This window comes from Kitasatospora sp. Xyl93 (assembly GCF_055383135.1).
Genome location: NZ_AP029185.1, coordinates 8,548,008 through 8,564,142, shown reverse-complemented (window position 1 = coordinate 8,564,142; position 16,135 = coordinate 8,548,008). Strand labels below are relative to the sequence as shown.

Sequence of the window (16,135 nt, the reverse complement as noted above, 5' to 3'; positions counted from 1 at the left end):
CGGCCGGTGGCACCCGCCGGGCCGGGCCGCGTCCCCAACCTCACTGGTCAGTACAGCTAGAGGCCGCCGCTGAGGTGGACCCGGTAGACGATCGCGGCGCCGTCGGTGCTCACCTGGGTGCACAGGTCGCGGCGGTCGATCAGCCAGCCGTTCGTCTCGCACCGCTGCCGGGGCCGGAGCCGGTCGGCGGCCTCCGCCGTCGGCACGTCGGGCGGGCCCGTGAGGTAGAGCGTGCGCCAGCAGGAGGCGCCGCTGCCGTTGCCGCAGCCCTTGTCGGTGTCGAGGAGGGTGTAGCCGGGCGGCGGCTGCGGCAGGGCCTTCGCGGACGGGAGGTCCGCCTCGTGGAAGGCCGCGAGCGCCAGCAGCGGGGTGGCGGTGAGGACGAGGGCCAGCTGGCCGTGGAAGGCGATGCCCGCCGCCCGGGACCAGCCGGTCGGGCGGTCCGTACCCGGCCCGGCGATCCGCCGCTCCAGCCGCAGGCCGAGCAGGACGGCCAGTTCGGCGAGCGGCGTGTAGAGCAGGTAGAGCTCGGCCTCACTGCGCGGGTGCAGCAGGTCGGACGCCACCGCGAGCACCAGCCCCAGCCAGAGCACCAGTACGGCGGCGACGGGTGCCCTCAGCGGCGTGGGACGGGCGCGCAGCAGCCAGTGGGCGAGCGGTAGCAGCGCGAACAGCACCCCGACGACGGCCCACAGCACGATCCTCACGATCCGAAACCCCTCCCGGCGGCGGACGACGGCGCCCCGGGAGGTCGGACGCCCGGGTCCGGGTCGCCGGTTCCGGTGCGAAGGGCGCGCGGGAGGTGGGCGGCCGTGCGGGGGCGGGGGCGGTTCAGGCGTTCGCCGGTGCGGCGCGCAGGCCCCCGAGCACGGTGGCCAGGTAGCGGCGGGCGGTGTCGATCCGGTCGGCGGGCGTGCCTCCGTGGACGTCGACGGCGTGGGCGATGCCGCACATGAGCGGGACGAGGTCGGCCGGGGTGAGGTCGGCGCGGACCGCTCCGGCCTCGCGGGCCCGGTCGAGGAGGGCGGTGCCGGCCGCTCGGAGCGACGCCTTGAGTTCCGTGGTGCGGGGAAGGGTGTCCGCGGGTGCGGCGGTGACCGGGGCCAGGGAGGCGTCGCCGACCTGGGCTTCGACGGTGTGGAGCAGGAAGCCCTCGAGAGCGCGCCGGGGGTCGCTGTCGGCCAGGGCCCGCTCCCCGTGGGCGGCCAGGGCTTCCAGGCAGGGGGTGGCGACGGTCTCCAGGAGGGCCTCGGGCGTGGCGAAGTGCCGGTAGACGGTGCCCACGCCGAGTCCGGCGCGGCGGGCGACGTCGTTGAGCTGCAGCGGCTCGCCCTGGTCGACCAGGGCACGGGCGACGGAGACGATGCGGTCCCAGTTGCGGGCCGCGTCCTTGCGCAGGGGCGTCGTCATGGGGACATGCTAACCGGATGGCCCATCCGGATGGCCCCGCCGCCGGTGCCCGGCGGCCCGGGTCAGGTGGTCGTGACCGGCGCGTGCCGTTCGCTGAGGCGGCGTACGGCCTCGGCGAGGCGGGGGTCGGCCGCCGCGCGCGGCGGCGCGACCGGGCGGGCCCGGGCGCCGATGAGCAGGCCGGTCCGGCCGGTCAGGGTCTCGTCCGTGGCCGCGGCGATCGAGGACCTGGCGGCCGCCGAGGCCGGGCCCGAGGTCGAGCGTTCGAACTTGCGGCGCACCAGGGGCCACAGCAGCCGCAGGGCCGGTGAGACGATCTTCGGGTCGGTCATGGTGCCGCTGGTCATGTCGGTCGCGGCGCCGCCGGGGTCGGCGGCGAAGACCGAGACGCCCGTACCGTCCAGGCGCGCGGCCAGGTCGAGGGTGTAGGCGAGGTTGGCGAGCTTGGCGCGGCCGTACCAGTGGAAGCCGTAGTAGCCGCCGGGCGGCTCGACGGCGTCGAACCGCCGCTTGGCGAGGGCGACCGCTCCCGAGGTGACGTTCACGATCCTGCTCGGCGCGCCGGCGGTCAGGACGGGGAGCAGCCGTTCGGTCAGCAGGTACGGCGAGAGGTGGTTGACGACGAACGAGGCCTCGACGCCGTCCAGGGTCAGCCGCTCGGGGAACATCGCGCCGATGTTGTTGACGAGAACGGTCAGCGGGTCGCCGCAGGCGGCGTGGTCGGCGGTGATCCGGTCGGCGAGCGCGCGGACGTCGTCGAGCGAGCCGAGGTCGGCGGACAGGAACCGGCTGCGGTGCGCCGGGTCCGTCGCGTCGATCCGGGCGACCGCCCGCGCGCCCCGGTCGGCGTCGCGGCCGACCACGGTGACCGCGTAGCCGGCGGCGGCCAGTCCCAGCGCCGTCTCCAGGCCGATACCGGCCGTACCGGCCGTGACGACGGCTGTCTTCCGCATGTGCCCTCCACCCCGAAGAAATACGGATAAGTCATCCGCTTGTCGGAACGGTAGCACAGGAACGGATGAACTATCCGGTTGTGGGGTCGGCCGGTCCCCCGCAGGGCGCGCGCCCGGTCCGGGCCGGCCGTCCCAGGCGACACTCCGGCGCCCCGGCGTCCCGGTTTCACCTCGCGCCCCCAGGGCAGCCGACGCCCCATGGACCAAGGAACCTTCCCCCGGAGCGACAGCACCCTGTCGCTGCTGCTGCACGGCTACGCGTGGCTACCCGACGAGCGGCGCCGCCGGCCGGGCCCGGTGCTGCGCACCCGGCTGCTCGGGCGGCCCGCCGTCGTCCTGCACGGCCCCGAGGCGGTGCGGTTCTTCTACGACGAGCGCCACATCCGGCGCGCCGGCGCGCTGCCGGAACCGGTGATCAGCACCCTCTTCGGCCAGGGCGCCGTCCACGGCCTCGACGGGCCGGAGCACCAGCTGCGCAAGGCGATGTTCCTCGGCCTGCTCGCCGATCCGCAGCGGCGGGGCCGACTGGTCCAGGACGTGGGCGCGGCCTGGGACGCCGCGGTACCGGCCTGGCGCGATCGCGGCCGGGTCGTCGTGCTGGACGCGGCGGCCGAGGTGCTGGCCGCGGGCGTCGCCCGCTGGGCCGGTCTCACGCTGCACGACGACGAGGTGGCGCCGTTCGCCCGCGACCTGGTCGCCATGGTGGACGGCTTCTCCACCCCGGGCCCGCGGCACTGGCGGGCCCGGCTGGCCCGCCGGCGCCGGGAGCGCTCGCTCGCCGAGCTGGTCGAAGCCGTCCGCGACGGCTCGCTGCGCGTGCCGGCGGGTAGCGCCGTCCACGTCGTGGCCGCGCACCGGGACGCCGACGGCGAACCGCTGCCCGCGCGGGTCGCGGCGGTGGAGCTGCTGAACATCCTGCGGCCCACCACCGCCGTCTGCTGGTTCACCGCATTCACGGCCCACGCCCTGCACCGCTGGCCCGAGCACCGCGGACCGCTGGCCGAGGGCGACGGCGCCTTCGCGACCGCCTTCGCCCAGGAGGTGCGCCGCTTCTACCCCTTCGCCCCGTTCGTCGGCGGCAAGGCGGCCGCCGACCTGGTCTTCGCGGGCGAGCAGATCCCGGCCGACACCCTGGTCCTGCTCGACCTCTACGGGCAGAACCACGACGCCGACCTGTGGGGCGACCCCTACCGCTTCCGCCCCCAGCGCTTCCTCGACCGGCCCGCCGACCCGCAGGAGCTGATCCCCCAGGGCGGAGGCGACGCCGCGACCGGCCACCGCTGCCCGGGCGAGGGCGTCGTGGTCGGCCTGCTGGAGTCCCTCGCCCCACGGCTGGCCCGCCTCGACTACACGGTCCCCGACCAGGACCTCGGCATCCCGCTGAGCCGGGTGATCGCCCGCCCCCGCAGCGGCTTCGTCATCGCCCCGGCCTGAACGGCCGCGCGGCGCCCGCGGCGCCCGCGCGCGGTCGCGTCAGGTGGCCGGCCTCCGGGTACAGGCCACCGACCACCTGACGGGACCGCTAGCGCGGGGTGGTGTCGTCGCCCTTGAACGGGGCGCCGTGGCCGGGCACGATCAGGTCCGCGGCGGCCAGCACCCGCAGCCGGGACGCGCGCAGCACCTCCCGGTCGGGGGCCACCGGGTCGTCCGCCGGGCCGTCCGCGTGCCACCACAGGTCGCCGGCGAAGGCCACCACGCCCGAGTCCGTGCCCGCGAGCAGCGTGATGTCCTCGGGGCTGTGGCCCGGGGTGCGGATCAGCCGCAGCGACGGGGTGAGCTCGTAGCCCTCCGCGTCCCGGTTCGTCCACTGGTCGTCCAGGTACTCCACCTTGTGGTCGTGCACCCGGGCGCGGGCGAAGAGGCCGGCGTTCATGGTGTTGTCCGGGTGGTGGTGGCTGAGCACCACGTCGGTGATGTCCTCGGGGCCGAGCCCCAGCTCCGCGAGCGGGACGAGGATGTCGTCGCGGCTCGCCACCATGCCCGGGTCGAAGATCACGTGCCGTCCCGCGTCGGACACGTAGGAGACGGTCGCGGCGACTCCGGGGCCGGTGGAGCCCACGTAGCCGGTGGTCAGGACCTGGTACACGGCGCTGCGGCCGAGCGGTGCGTCTGTCATGGGCCCCAAGCCTTCCGTGCCTGATGATCATCAACGAGTGGCAGATCTGCCAGTGATCGCAGGATTCGTGCCAACCGTGTGCCACACTGCGCCCATGCCGCCCTTCAAGACCGTCGCCGCGTACGTCCCTCCCGGCGTCGGCATGCTCGCCGTCGGCATCGTCACCGAGGTGTTCGGCCCCCACGGAGCGGCGCTGCCCGGTTTCGACCTCACCCTGTGCGCCGACCGGCCCGGCCCGGTGCCCGCGGACTGCGGTGTGCCGCTGTCCGTCGCGCACGGACCGGACCGGCTCGCCGACGCCGATCTGGTCATCGCCCTGCCCTGGGCCGGTTTCCGCACACCACCGGCCCCCGCCGTGCTCGACGCGCTGAGGACCGCGCACGGGCGCGGTTCCGTGGTCGCGGCCCACTGCGTCGGCACGTTCGCGCTCGCCGCCGCCGGACTGCTCGACGGCCGGCGGGCCACCACGCACTGGCGGTTCGCCGACCTGCTCGCCGACCGCCACCCCGGGGTCACCGTGGTACCCGACGCGCTCTACGTCGACGAGGGGAGCATCGCCACGGGCGCGGGAGCCGCCGCGGGCTTCGACCTGTGCCTCCACCTGCTGCGGCGGGAGCACGGCGCCGCGCTGGCCAACGCCGTCGCCCGGGACATGGTGCTGCCCTCCCACCGCGACGGCGGGCAGGCCCAGTACCTGACCGCGCCCGCCCCCGAGGACGGCCACGACGAGCGGCTCGCCGACGTACTCGCCTGGGCCCGCGAGCACCTCCACGAGCCGCTGCCCGTGACGGAACTGGCCCGCCGCGCCCTGATGAGCCAACGCTCCTTCGCCCGCCGCTTCACCGCCGCGACCGGCACCACGCCGCACGCCTGGCTGCGGAGCCTGCGGCTGTGCAGGGCCGAGGACCTCCTGGAGACCACCGACCTCCCGGTCGAGGAGATCGCCCGCCGGGTCGGCTACGGCAGCGCCGCCGTCCTGCGCGAGCACTTCGTGCGGCGCCGCGGAGTCCCGCCCCGCTCCTACCGCCGCGCCTTCTCCGCCACGACGTAGCGGACCGCCGGCGGCGTCTCCGGCGCAGGGGAAGGGCTCAGGCCGAGACGGTCGTACGGGACAGGGCGGTGCGCAGCGCGAAGACGCCGAGCAGGCCGCCCGCCGTGAATCGCTGGGTGGTCATCAGGCGGGGGCGGGCGGCCAGGAATCCCGACACCCGGGCCGCGCCCAGCATGATCAGGGCGTTGACGGAGAGCCCGACGACGATCTGCACGCCGCCGAGCTGGAGCAGTTGCGCCCAGTGCGGGCCCGCCTGCGGAGCCATGAACGGGGGCAGGAGGGCGGCGTACATGAGGGCGATCTTGGGGTTGAGCAGGTTGGTCAGGAGGCCCGTGGAGAACAGGCGGGCGTCGGAGAGCGCGGGCAGGTCGTGGGCCGGTGCGAAGGGCGAGCGGCCTCCGGGCTTGAGCATGCCCCACGCCAGGTAGGCCAGGTAGCCGGCCCCGGCGAGCTTGACCACCGTGAACGCCGGCGGCACGGCGGCGAACAGCGCGGACAGGCCCGCGGCGGCGGCCAGCAGGTAGCACAGGAATCCCACGGCGGTCCCGCTCAGGCTGACCAGCCCCGCTCGGCGGCCCTGGGTGATCGCGCGCGAGGTGAGGTGGATCATGTTCGGTCCGGGAGTCAGGGCCATGCCCAGTTCGACCAGGGCCACTCCCCCTACCGCGGCCATGCTGATCACTGGTCGACTCCCTGACGTTCGCCGGGAGTTCTGGTACCCGGGGTGGGGCGGCGCCCGGCTGCGCCGGGGCGGTGGCGACGGCGACGGCCGAGCCGTGCCCGCGTCGTCCGGGTCAGGATACGGGCCCGCCGGCCGGTGCCCTCGTGCACCCCCTGGGATCGACGGCATCGCCCGTGCGGCCGCCTCCCCCACGGCGTCGCTCGGCCGGTGTGCGCTGTGCGTGTGCTCCGGGCCGCAGGAGTGCGGCGTGGTTACCGTGGGCTGGTGATCGAGATCGCGGGAGCAGCGTGGTGAGCAGCGGCGCGGAGTCCGCTGGACCGCCGGACGGGGGTGACGGGCCGGGGCCGCGGCTGGACCTGGACCAGCAGTTGGAGGGCGCCGCCCGGCGGTTGCGCGAGCTGGCGCGGGCGAAGGACCGGTTGCAGGGCCTGTTGTCGGCGGTGCTGGCCATCGGAGGCGACCTCGACCTGCCGGCGGTGCTGCACCGGATCGTCACCACCGCGATGGACCTGGCCGGCGCGCGCTACGGCGCGCTCGGTGTGCTCGCCCCCTCCGGTGACTGCCTGGAGCAGTTCATCACCGCCGGTCTCACGGAGGAGGAGCGTGCCGCCCTCGCGGGCATCGACTTCCCCCACGGCCGCGGCGTCCTCGGCCACCTCATCCACCACCCCGAGCCGCTGCGGGTGGACGACATCCCCTCCCATCCGGCGTCGGTCGGGTTCCCGCCCGGCCACCCGCCCATGCGGACCCTGCTGGGCGTCGCGGTCACCGTGCGCGGCGAGATCTACGGCGACCTGTACCTCTCCGAGCGGCGCGACGGCCGGCCGTTCGACCAGGCGGACGAGGAGGTGGTGCGCGCGCTCGCGGGAGCCGCGGGCATCGCCATCGAGAACGCCCGCCTGTTCGGGTACATGCGGGACAGCGCGGAGCAGTTCCAGCGCCTGCTGCTGCCCACCCTGCCGGACCTCGCCCCGTTCTCCGGGGCCGCGGTCTACCGCACCGCCGCCGAGCCGGCGAGCGTCGGCGGCGACTGGTACGACGCCGTCGTCCTGCCGGACCGGGCGTGCGCGGCGGTCATCGGCGACGTCGTCGGCCACGACCTGCACGCCGCGGCCGCGATGGCCCAGGCCCGCAACATGCTCCGCGCGCTGCTCTACGACCGCAGGACCCCGCCCAGCTCCGTGCTCACCCAGCTCGACCACACCGTCCACGCCATCACCGACCTCCCGGTCACCACCGCGTGCCTGGCCCGGATCGAGCCCGTCGGCGACGGCTGGGCACTGCACTGGAGCAGTGCCGGCCATCTGCCGCCCCTCGTCCTCGCGCCCGACGGCACCGCCCGGTACCTGCGCGCCGAGCCCGGGATCCCGCTCGGCGTCGACCCCGACGTCCACCGCCCGGACCACACCCGCCCGCTGCCTGCGGGCGCCACCGTCCTGCTGTTCTCCGACGGTCTCGTCGAACACCCCGATCATCCGATCGACGAACGTCTGGACGCCCTCGCCGACCTCGCCGCGGCCCACGCCCACCAGCCCCTGGACGACCTCGTCCGCACCCTCGCCGACCGCCATCCCAGCGACGGCCACGACGACATGGCGATCCTCGCCGTCCGCGTCCCCGCGCACGGCGGCTGAGCAGGTGCCGCGGAGGCGGCCGTCGTCGTCACCCGCCGCCCGGCGGTTGGGCCGGGCGGCGGTGTACGGGCGGTCAGGAGGGGCGGGTGGTCAGGGGACGAGGGCGCGGGTGGGGGGCGGGGTGGGGGCGGCGGGGGTGTGGTGGCGGGTGGGGCGCAGGGGCCACCACAGGGCGCGGCCGAGGAGGGTGGCCAGGGCCGGGACCAGGGCGAGCGAGAGGACGACGGCGGAGAGCAGGATGCCGAGCGTCAGCGCGAAGGCGATCTGGGCGCTGCCGGGGGTGGTGGCGAGGGTGGCGAAGGAGCCGGCCAGCACCAGGCCGGCGGTGGCGACGGCGGGCGTGGTGTGGCGGACGGCGCGGGCCACGGCGCTGCGGGCCGGGCCGGGGTGGTGCATCTCCTCGCGGATCCGGTCGGTGATGAGGATGTTGTAGTCGGTGCCCAGCGCGACGACGAACAGGAACAGCACCAGGGGGAGGGTGAAGTTGACGCCGGGTTCGTCCAGCACGTGCTGGAACAGCAGGGTGGCGGCGCCGAGGGTGGCGGCGAAGCCGAGGCCGACGGCGAGCATCAGCACCACCGGGGCGAGCAGGCTGCGCAGCAGGAGCAGCAGGATCAGGGCGATGAGGACGGCGGCGACCGGGAAGACGATCGTCAGGTCGTGGTCGACGGCGACGGAGATGTCGGCGAAGATCGCCGCCGTGCCGCCGACGTGGGCGCTCGTCCCGGCGGGCGTGTGGGCGGCGACGGCGGCGCGGACCGGGCCGGAGGCCAGGTCGCGGGCCCGTGCGCTCTGCGGGTCGGCGGTGAGGAAGAGGTCGATCCGGGCGGCGCGGTGGTTGTCGTTCAGGGCGGTGGCGCCGACCTGGCCGACACCCTCGGTCCCGGCGAGGGCGCGGGAGAGGCCGTCGAGCCGGGCGGGGTCGAGGGTGCCGCCGTCGTTCGCGGTGACGTAGACGGTGGTCGGGTCGGAGACGCCGGCCGGCAGGGCGCGGGCGATCTCCTTGGCGGTGGCCGCGGCCGCCGTCCCGGAGTCGCCGCCCTGGCCGTAGTCCATCCGGAGCCCGGTCATCCCGGCGGCGAGGGCGCCGAGCAGCGCGACGGAGCCGAGCAGCAGGGCCACCGGACGGCGGGCGACGAAGGCGCCGTAGCGGGCGGCCGCGCCCGCCCGCGGCTGCCGGGCCAGGCTGCGGGAGGGCCAGAACATCTTGCGGCCGCAGGCGGCGAGCAGGGCCGGCATCAGGGTGAGACTGCCCAGCAGCATGACCAGGACGGCGACGGCGATCGCCGGGCCGAGCGAGCGGAACTGCCCGAAGCTCGCCACGCCCAGGGTGGCGAAGGCGGCCACGATGGTCAGCGCGGCCGAGGTGATCGCGGTGCCGACCCGGCCGGAGACCTCGGCGGCCGCCGCACGGGCGGGCTGGTCGGGCCGGGCGCGCAGGTGCTCGCGGAACCGGAAGAGCAGGAACAGCAGGTAGTCGACGCCGATGCCGAGCAGCACCACGGAGATCAGGCCCGGGGTGGAGGCGTCCAGCCGCAGGCCGGTGAGCGTCGCGGCGAGTGCCACCGCTCCGGCCGCCACGCCGCCGATCAGGGCGACCGCGAGCAGCGGCAGCACGGCCGCGAGCACGCTGCGGAACACCAGCACGTTGAGCAGGACGATCAGCACGGTGACCAGGCTGCTGCCGATCCGCGCGGCGACCCGGTTGTCGTCCGCGCTGTCGGCGGCCTCGGCCAGTGCGCCGGTGAATCCGGTGCGCATCCCGGCGGCGGCGAACTCCGCGCGGGCGGAGTCCCGGAAGGTCCGGTAGACCTCCTGGACGCCCTCGTCCACGGCGCTGCCGGTCAGTTCGACGGACAGCAGCTCGAAGCTCCGGTCGGGCGCCGTCATCGCCGGCGCGATCCGGGGGGTCTGCGAGCGGTCGGGCTTGAGGAACGCCGGCTCGTCCTTGTCCCTGGGCATGGTGACCCGGCGTTGGCCGAGCTCCGCCGCCTCGGTCTCGATCCGCCGCCGGTCGCCGTCGGTGAGCGCCTTGCCGTCGTTGCGGGCGACCAGCACCGTGAGCGTGGTGGCGTCGGGCTTCACCCCGAACTGCTCCTCGGCGATCCGCAGGGCGGCGGCCGAGTCGTAGCTCTTCGGCAGGAAGTCACCGGTCTGGGACTGGGTGACCCGGCCGAGCAGTGTCGGGCTCAGCGCGGCCAGTGCCAGGCCCAGCACCGCCCACAGGGCGATGACCTTCCAGGCGTGTCTGGTGGAGAATCCGGTCAGTGCGCGGATCACGGTAGCCCTCCGGGTGGTGGACGCGAACGTCGAACCTGGTCGCCGGGGGTTCCCGGCAGGCTTCCAGCCCATCAGGCGAAGGGGAGGCCGGGCGTCCGGGCAGCGGACGATCCGGGCCGGGGCCCCCGCTCCCCCCTGCGGGCCGGACCCGGGACCGTGCTCCTGGTCCGTGCGCCCGCCCTCGGCCGGAGGGACCATCCGGGGCCGGTCGGGCCGGTGCCAGAATGAGGCGTCAACGCTGGTCGGCCGGGAGGGAAGAGGATGGACGGGCGTCAACACCCCGGTGCGGCCGAGGGCGAGGTGCCGCGCGGCCGCGCGGAGGGCCTGCCGTGGACCCAGGCGGACGCGCTGGTGGCCGTCGGGGTCGGCACGCTGGACCTGCTCGCCCACCTGCTGGTCAGCGAGGTGGCGGGCGCCCGCGGCGTCGGCGTGCCGGGCTTCGTCCTGCTCGTGCTGGCGGGCGTGCCGCTGCTCGCCCGGCGGAGCCACCCGGTGCGGGCGCTCGCCGCCGTCCTGGTGTTCCAGTACGCGATCGACCTGTCGGCCCCGATGGGCATCCACTTCGGTGCCGTCCTGACGGTGGCGGTGTACTCGGTCGCCCGCAACCGCTCCTGGCCGGTCGCCGCGGGCGCGGCCGCGGCGACGGCGCTGGTGACGATGCTGGGCCAGAGCGGCTTCCCGGTGCCGTCCGCGGAGGCGGCCATCGCGGCCGTCGCGTCCACCGCGCTCGTGGCCGGGGCCGGCCTCGTGGTCTCCCGCTGGCAGCGCGAGGTGGCGGCCAACCGCCGGCTGCTGGCCGACCGCGCGGTGGCCGACGAACGCCGCCGCATCGCCCGGGAGTTGCACGACATCGTGGCCCACCACATCACCACCATGCAGCTGATGGCCGGCGGCGCCCGCGCCAACCTGGCGAACCCGGAGGTGGTGCGGGAGGCCCTGGTGACCCTGGAGTCCTCCGGGCGGCTGGCCCTGCGCGAGATGCGCCAGCTGCTGGACGTCCTGCGGGCCGGCGACGAACCGGACGCCGCCCCGGCCTCGCCCCAGCCCGGGGCGGACGACCTCGCCCGCCTGGTGGAGGAGTCCCGCCGGGCCGGGCTGCCGACCACGCTCGGCGTGCGCGGGCCGAGCCGCCCGCTGCCGCCGACCCTCGGCCTGACGGTGTTCCGGATCGTCCAGGAGGGCCTGACCAACGCGCGCAAGTACGCCGGACCGGCCAGCGCCTGCGTCCTGCTGACCTACCGTACGGACGGGATCACCGTCGAGGTGCGCGACGACGGCCGGGGCGGGCCGTCCCAGGACGCGGGGCACGAACCGGTGCGCGGCGGGTACGGCCTGATCGGCATGCGCGAGCGGGTCGCCCTGCACGGCGGCACCCTGGAGGCGGGGCCGCGGCCGCAGGGCGGCTTCGCCGTGGTGGCCGAGCTGCCGCTGGCGGCGGAGGAGACGGCCGAGGCGGCCGTCCAGAGCGGGGAGCACGTCGAGCGCGTCGGCGGCGGGCTGCGCGCGGAGGCGGTGTACCGGTGACGCCCGGGATCAGGGTCCTGATCGTGGACGACCAGCCGCTGGTGCGGCGCGGCCTGTCGCTGATCCTCTCCCCCGACCCGGCCTTCGAGGTGGTGGGCGAGGCGGAGGACGGCGCGCAGGCCGTCGCGCTCGCCGGGCGGTTGCACCCCGACGTCGTGGTGATGGACATCCGGATGCCCGTCCTGGACGGGGTCGCCGCGACCGGGGAGCTGGCCCGCGTCCTGCCCGGGTGCCGGGTCCTGGCACTGAGCACCTTCGACATGGACGAGTACGTGGTGGCCGCGCTGCGCGCCGGCGCGTACGGGTTCCTGCCCAAGGACGTCTCGCCGGAGGACCTCGCCGCGGCGATCCGCACCGTCCACACCGGGGAGGCGGTGGTCGCCCCGCGCCTGCTGACCCGGCTGATCTCCGCCTACGTCCGCACGCCCGTCGCCGCCGCGCCGCCCCGCGCCGGGACGGACGGGCTCACGCCCCGGGAGGTGGAGGTGTGGCGGCTGATGGCCGCCGGCCTGGACAACGCCGCGATCACCCGGGCCCTGGACATCAGCCACTCCACGGTGAAGAACCACATCACCAGCCTCTTCGGCAAGCTCGACGTGCGCGACCGCGCCCAGGCGGTCATCGCGGCGTACGAGTCCGGCCTGGTCACCGCCCGTTCGGGAGGCGGCGGCCAGGCCTGACGGGGGGTCGGGCGGGACGGACGGGATGGGACGGACGGGTCGGGCGGGACGGGGCTAGGAGGACCCGGCGGACCGGGGTGTCCGACCCGCCGCCTACCCTGGGTCCGAGTCGATGATCAAGGGGGCAGGACCGTGCGGATCGAACGCCATCAGGTGGACGCGGAGCGGGTGGCGCAGGCCGGCGAGGGCTTCGTGGACCGGATCGGGCGGCAGGTGCACTCCTACTCCCGCGCCGGTCTGATGACCACGACCGAGTGGCAGCTGATCACCGACTCCTACCTGGACTACCTCGGGGCCCTGTCCACCACCCGGCCCGCCCTGGACTGCCCCGAGGCCGAAGCCGTCCTCAAGGACGCCGCCGAGGCCGCCGCCGGCGCCGTCTCCTTCGCCGCCTACTACCCGCGCGACCGCTTCAGCGTCTTCCTCGACTACCCGAACTTCGGGATGTCCTACGACCCCGAGTACGGGCAGGACCGCGACCCCCGCCACCGGGTCACCGCCGGGGAGTGGCTCGACGCCTTCTGCCTGGCGATCGTCGCCGACAAGGTCTCCCCCCACGGCGAGGCCTTCAGCTGGGCCCGGCAGTTGATGCCCGACGAGCCGCTCACCCCGGCCCTCGAACTCGTCGACGGCTTCGTCGCCCACTTCTTCGAGGAGGAGGCCGACTTCCCCGCCACCTCCCCCGCATCGCAGCCCGGCCTCCGCGCGCTGCGCGCCCTGGCCGACGCGGACCGCGGTGCCTTCGACGCCGCCCTCCTCGCGCTCCTCCAGGACGGCCACCACGGCCGCGGGCCCGCGAGCCTGCTGCCGCTCGTCCCGATCGCCCTGGCCGCCCTCGCGTACCGCACCCACGGCTGGTCCCCGGCGGTCGACACCGACTACCTCCCCCACGCCCTGGTCACCGGCTTCGAGACGCCCGGCCCGCGCGTGCGGGGTCTGGGCCGCGACCCGCGCCCCGACGCCGTGGCCCGGCTCGCCGCCGGGCCCCTCGACCTCGACCGGCCCAGCCCCGCCCGGCCGCTCAGTGCGGACAGCGCGGCGCGGTTCGAGCGGCGCACCCTGGAGGCCCTCACGCCGAAGGAGGGCGAGCCGCTGGACGCGTGGGAGCTCACGGGCGCCCTGCGCTACCAGGGCTACCTCCTGTCGGCACGCGCCTCGCAGTCCGCCGACGCCACCGACGCCCTGCTCGCCCACCTGCGGCTCGGCTCCCAGCTGGGGGCCGCCGTGTTCCGGGTCGCCCTCGCCGAGCCGGGCACCGAGGCGGAGGTGACGATCGACGGGCGCAGGCTGCGCTTCCCCGCCCTGCGGGACAGGGACTTCGGCCCGGCCTTCTGGGAGACGGCCCTGTCCTACGCCCTGGTCACCGGCAGTCCCGAGGACCTGGAGCCGCTCGTCCTGGCCAGTCCGGCGATCGCCGCCGAAGACCGCTCCCCGTTCGCCTCGTACCGCACCGCCCTGCACGACCACCTGCGCGGGGCCGACCCGCTCCCGGCCACCGAGCGGGCCCTGAAGGAGGTGGAACGAGCCGGGGACCGCAGCTTCCTGCCGCCCCCGGTCGTCCTCTTCTCGCAGCTGGTCCGGGGCGACGAGACCAGCTTCAACCTCGCCCTGCTGGACGCCCTGGAGGCCCACCGCGACCACCACCGCGTCGCCGACCGGGCCACCGACCCCGGTGCCCCGCTCAGCCTCCACATCCTCGGCCTCGCCTGCCACGCCCGCCGCAGCCGCGGCTGGGCCGTCCACGTCCGCTCGCCCTACCTGCCGCCGCGCCTGCTCCAGGCGGCCGGGCGGGCCCGAGGGGGTGGCGGGGAGCCGGTGGCCGCGTCCTGACCGTCCGGGGGGCGGCCGGCGGGGTGCCCGGGCGGGGGGGTGGTCCGGACGGGGACCACGCCCCGACGCCGGGGGTGCGGAGCCCGGTCAGGCGTCGAGCACCTGGCCACCGCGCCGGACGACCGGTCCGTCCACCGACCACGGGAACTCGATCCAGTCGTCGGTCCGCTTCCACACGTACTCGCACTTCACCAGGGAGTGCGACTTCTCGTAGATGACGGCGGAGCGGACCTCGGCGACGTGGTCGAGGCAGAAGTCGTGCACGAGCCTGAGCGTCTTGCCCGTGTCGGCGACGTCGTCGGCGATCAGGACCTTCTTGTCGGTGAAGTCGATCGCGGCGGGAACGGGCGCCAGCATGATGGGCATCTCCAGGGTGGTGCCCACGCCCGTGTAGAACTCGACGTTCACCAGGTGGATGTTCTTGCAGTCCAGCGCGTACGCCAGACCGCCCGCGACGAACACCCCGCCGCGGGCGATGCTCAGGACGAGGTCGGGCTCGTAGCCGTCGTCGGCGATCGTCTGCGCGAGTTCGCGCATCGCCCGTCCGAAGGTCTGGTAATCCAGGGTCTCGCGCGCATCAGTCACGGCGATCAGTGTCCACGGCCGCCGGCCGGGCCGCGAGTACCGGCGCGCTGGGGGCGCCGCGCGGTTCGCGGGCGGCTCGGGGCGCCGGGCCCGTTTCGCGCACCGGGCAGCGGAGAGACGCCCGGGAGCGGTGAGAACCGGACCGGCGCCACGAGGAGTGACGATGAAGGCCTTGACCTGGCACGGCAGGCGGGACGTACGAGTCGACACCGTCCCCGACCCGGTGCTCCAGGACCCCACCGACGTGCTCGTCAGGGTGACCAGCAGCGGACTGTGCGGGTCCGACCTCCACCTCTACGAGGTCCTCGGCCCCTTCCTCGACGAAGGCGACATCCTCGGGCACGAACCCATGGGCGTCGTCGAGGAGACCGGCCCGGAGGTGACCGCCCTGCGCGCCGGCGACCGGGTGGTGATCCCCTTCAACGTCTCCTGCGGCACCTGCCACACCTGCCGGCAGGGCCTGCACTCGCAGTGCGAGACCACCCAGGTGCGGGAGTACGGCAGCGGCGCCTCGCTGTTCGGCTACACCAAGCTCTACGGGCAGGTCCCCGGCGGGCAGGCCGAGCTGCTGCGCGTCCCGTTCGGCGACGACCTGCCGATCAAGGTGCCGCACGGCCCCGCCGACGACCGCTTCGTCTTCCTCTCCGACGTCCTGCCCACCGCCTGGCAGGCCGTCGAGTACGCCGCCGTCCCCGACGGCGGCAGCCTCGTCGTCCTGGGGCTCGGGCCGATCGGCGACATGAGCTGCCGCATCGCCCTGCACCGGGGCGCGGGGCAGGTGATCGGCGTCGACCTCGTACCCGAACGCCTCGAACGCGCGCGGAACCGGGGCGTGCACGTCCTCGACCTGCGCGAGCACGGCAAGGACCTGCCCGACGCCGTCCGCGACCTCACCCAGGGGCGCGGCCCCGACGCGGTCGTCGACGCGGTCGGGATGGAGGCCCACGGCTCGCCCGGCGCCAAGCTCGCCGCCCGCGTCACCGACCTGCTCCCCAGCGCCATGGCCGCCAAGCTGATGGAACACGTCGGCGTCGACCGGCTCCACGCCCTGCACCTGGCCATCGACATCGTCCGGCGCGGCGGCACCATCTCCCTCTCGGGCGTCTACGGCGGCCAGACCGACCCGCTGCCCCTGCTCACGATGTTCGACAAGCAGATCCAGCTGCGCATGGGCCAGGCCAACGTCCACCGCTGGGTCGGCGACATCCTTCCGCTGCTCACCGACGACGACCCGCTGGGCGTCGACGCCTTCGCCACCCACCACGTCCCGCTCGCCGACGCCCCCGGGGCGTACGAGATGTTCCAGAAGAAGCGGGACGGCGCCGTCAAGGTGCTCTTCAAGCCCTGAGCGCACCGCCCGTGCTCCCCGGCACGGCCCACACCCGGGAGG

Annotated in this window: 14 protein-coding genes; 7 read left to right on the top strand and 7 right to left on the bottom strand. The window is 75.3% G+C overall.

The genetic code is table 11. The features are described from left to right. Positions 1 to 56 precede the first annotated feature (56 nt). The 3 genes from ACZ5GH_RS37195 to ACZ5GH_RS37185 form a co-directional block, all read right to left on the bottom strand. Positions 57 to 707 carry a hypothetical protein gene (locus ACZ5GH_RS37195; RefSeq protein WP_387754755.1) on the bottom strand — a complete coding sequence of 217 codons (651 nt, stop codon included), beginning with the start codon at positions 705 to 707 and terminating at the stop codon, positions 57 to 59. A 124-nt stretch (positions 708 to 831) separates the two neighbouring features. Beyond that, a complete protein-coding gene (locus tag ACZ5GH_RS37190; protein ID WP_387754752.1) occupies positions 832 to 1,410 on the bottom strand; it encodes a TetR/AcrR family transcriptional regulator in 579 nt (192 codons plus the stop codon). 62 nt (positions 1,411 to 1,472) lie between these two features. After that, positions 1,473 to 2,363: an SDR family NAD(P)-dependent oxidoreductase gene (locus ACZ5GH_RS37185; protein ID WP_464336605.1), complete on the bottom strand. Its 891-nt coding sequence runs from the start codon at positions 2,361 to 2,363 to the stop codon at positions 1,473 to 1,475. Positions 2,364 to 2,561: 198 nt separating this feature from the next. Here ACZ5GH_RS37185 and ACZ5GH_RS37180 point away from each other — a divergent pair, with 198 nt between their 5' ends. Continuing rightward, complete coding sequence (locus tag ACZ5GH_RS37180; RefSeq protein ID WP_464336604.1) at positions 2,562 to 3,797, top strand: cytochrome P450; 1,236 nt, start codon at positions 2,562 to 2,564, stop codon at positions 3,795 to 3,797. Between the two features lie 88 nt (positions 3,798 to 3,885). Here the strand turns inward: ACZ5GH_RS37180 and ACZ5GH_RS37175 are convergent, their stop codons facing one another. Further along, positions 3,886 to 4,479 (bottom strand): MBL fold metallo-hydrolase, encoded by a 594-nt coding sequence (locus ACZ5GH_RS37175; protein ID WP_387754743.1) that lies wholly within the window; start codon positions 4,477 to 4,479, stop codon positions 3,886 to 3,888. 94 nt (positions 4,480 to 4,573) lie between these two features. On the opposite strand from ACZ5GH_RS37175, the gene ACZ5GH_RS37170 reads away from it, so the two are divergent. Then, positions 4,574 to 5,530 carry a GlxA family transcriptional regulator gene (locus tag ACZ5GH_RS37170; RefSeq protein WP_464336603.1) on the top strand — a complete coding sequence of 319 codons (957 nt, stop codon included), beginning with the start codon at positions 4,574 to 4,576 and terminating at the stop codon, positions 5,528 to 5,530. Between the two features lie 37 nt (positions 5,531 to 5,567). Here the strand turns inward: ACZ5GH_RS37170 and ACZ5GH_RS37165 are convergent, their stop codons facing one another. Beyond that, entirely contained in the window at positions 5,568 to 6,212 is a 645-nt protein-coding gene (locus tag ACZ5GH_RS37165; protein ID WP_464336602.1) for a LysE family translocator, read from the bottom strand. A gap of 290 nt (positions 6,213 to 6,502) precedes the next feature. Here ACZ5GH_RS37165 and ACZ5GH_RS37160 point away from each other — a divergent pair, with 290 nt between their 5' ends. Next, a complete protein-coding gene (locus tag ACZ5GH_RS37160; protein WP_464336601.1) occupies positions 6,503 to 7,846 on the top strand; it encodes a PP2C family protein-serine/threonine phosphatase in 1,344 nt (447 codons plus the stop codon). Positions 7,847 to 7,936: 90 nt separating this feature from the next. Here the strand turns inward: ACZ5GH_RS37160 and ACZ5GH_RS37155 are convergent, their stop codons facing one another. Continuing rightward, positions 7,937 to 10,126, bottom strand: a complete 2,190-nt coding sequence (locus ACZ5GH_RS37155; RefSeq protein WP_464336600.1) for an MMPL family transporter — start codon at positions 10,124 to 10,126, stop codon at positions 7,937 to 7,939. A 261-nt stretch (positions 10,127 to 10,387) separates the two neighbouring features. Here ACZ5GH_RS37155 and ACZ5GH_RS37150 point away from each other — a divergent pair, with 261 nt between their 5' ends. From ACZ5GH_RS37150 to ACZ5GH_RS37140, 3 genes are all read left to right on the top strand, one after another. Further along, positions 10,388 to 11,650 carry a sensor histidine kinase gene (locus tag ACZ5GH_RS37150; RefSeq protein WP_464336599.1) on the top strand — a complete coding sequence of 421 codons (1,263 nt, stop codon included), beginning with the start codon at positions 10,388 to 10,390 and terminating at the stop codon, positions 11,648 to 11,650. Further along, entirely contained in the window at positions 11,647 to 12,330 is a 684-nt protein-coding gene (locus tag ACZ5GH_RS37145; RefSeq protein WP_387754729.1) for a response regulator, read from the top strand. Before ACZ5GH_RS37150 ends, ACZ5GH_RS37145 begins: the two co-directional genes overlap by 4 nt. A 132-nt stretch (positions 12,331 to 12,462) precedes the next feature. Continuing rightward, a complete protein-coding gene (locus ACZ5GH_RS37140) occupies positions 12,463 to 14,160 on the top strand; it encodes an immunity 49 family protein (RefSeq protein WP_464336598.1) in 1,698 nt (565 codons plus the stop codon). 87 nt (positions 14,161 to 14,247) lie between these two features. On the opposite strand, the gene ACZ5GH_RS37135 is transcribed toward ACZ5GH_RS37140, so the two are convergent. Beyond that, positions 14,248 to 14,745 (bottom strand): phosphoribosyltransferase, encoded by a 498-nt coding sequence (locus tag ACZ5GH_RS37135; RefSeq protein ID WP_387754723.1) that lies wholly within the window; start codon positions 14,743 to 14,745, stop codon positions 14,248 to 14,250. 163 nt (positions 14,746 to 14,908) lie between these two features. Between ACZ5GH_RS37135 and ACZ5GH_RS37130 the strand changes: the two genes are divergently transcribed. Continuing rightward, on the top strand, positions 14,909 to 16,093 hold the full coding sequence (locus tag ACZ5GH_RS37130) for a zinc-dependent alcohol dehydrogenase (protein WP_387754720.1): 1,185 nt from the start codon (positions 14,909 to 14,911) through the stop codon (positions 16,091 to 16,093). Positions 16,094 to 16,135 lie beyond the last annotated feature (42 nt).

Coding starts and splice junctions, on each gene's coding strand:
- ACZ5GH_RS37130 (WP_387754720.1), top strand. CDS start 14,909: ATGAAGGCCTTGACCTGGCACGGCAGGCGGGACGTACGAGTCGACACC.
- ACZ5GH_RS37185 (WP_464336605.1), bottom strand. CDS start 2,363: ATGCGGAAGACAGCCGTCGTCACGGCCGGTACGGCCGGTATCGGCCTG.
- ACZ5GH_RS37190 (WP_387754752.1), bottom strand. CDS start 1,410: ATGACGACGCCCCTGCGCAAGGACGCGGCCCGCAACTGGGACCGCATC.
- ACZ5GH_RS37175 (WP_387754743.1), bottom strand. CDS start 4,479: ATGACAGACGCACCGCTCGGCCGCAGCGCCGTGTACCAGGTCCTGACC.
- ACZ5GH_RS37150 (WP_464336599.1), top strand. CDS start 10,388: ATGGACGGGCGTCAACACCCCGGTGCGGCCGAGGGCGAGGTGCCGCGC.
- ACZ5GH_RS37180 (WP_464336604.1), top strand. CDS start 2,562: ATGGACCAAGGAACCTTCCCCCGGAGCGACAGCACCCTGTCGCTGCTG.
- ACZ5GH_RS37170 (WP_464336603.1), top strand. CDS start 4,574: ATGCCGCCCTTCAAGACCGTCGCCGCGTACGTCCCTCCCGGCGTCGGC.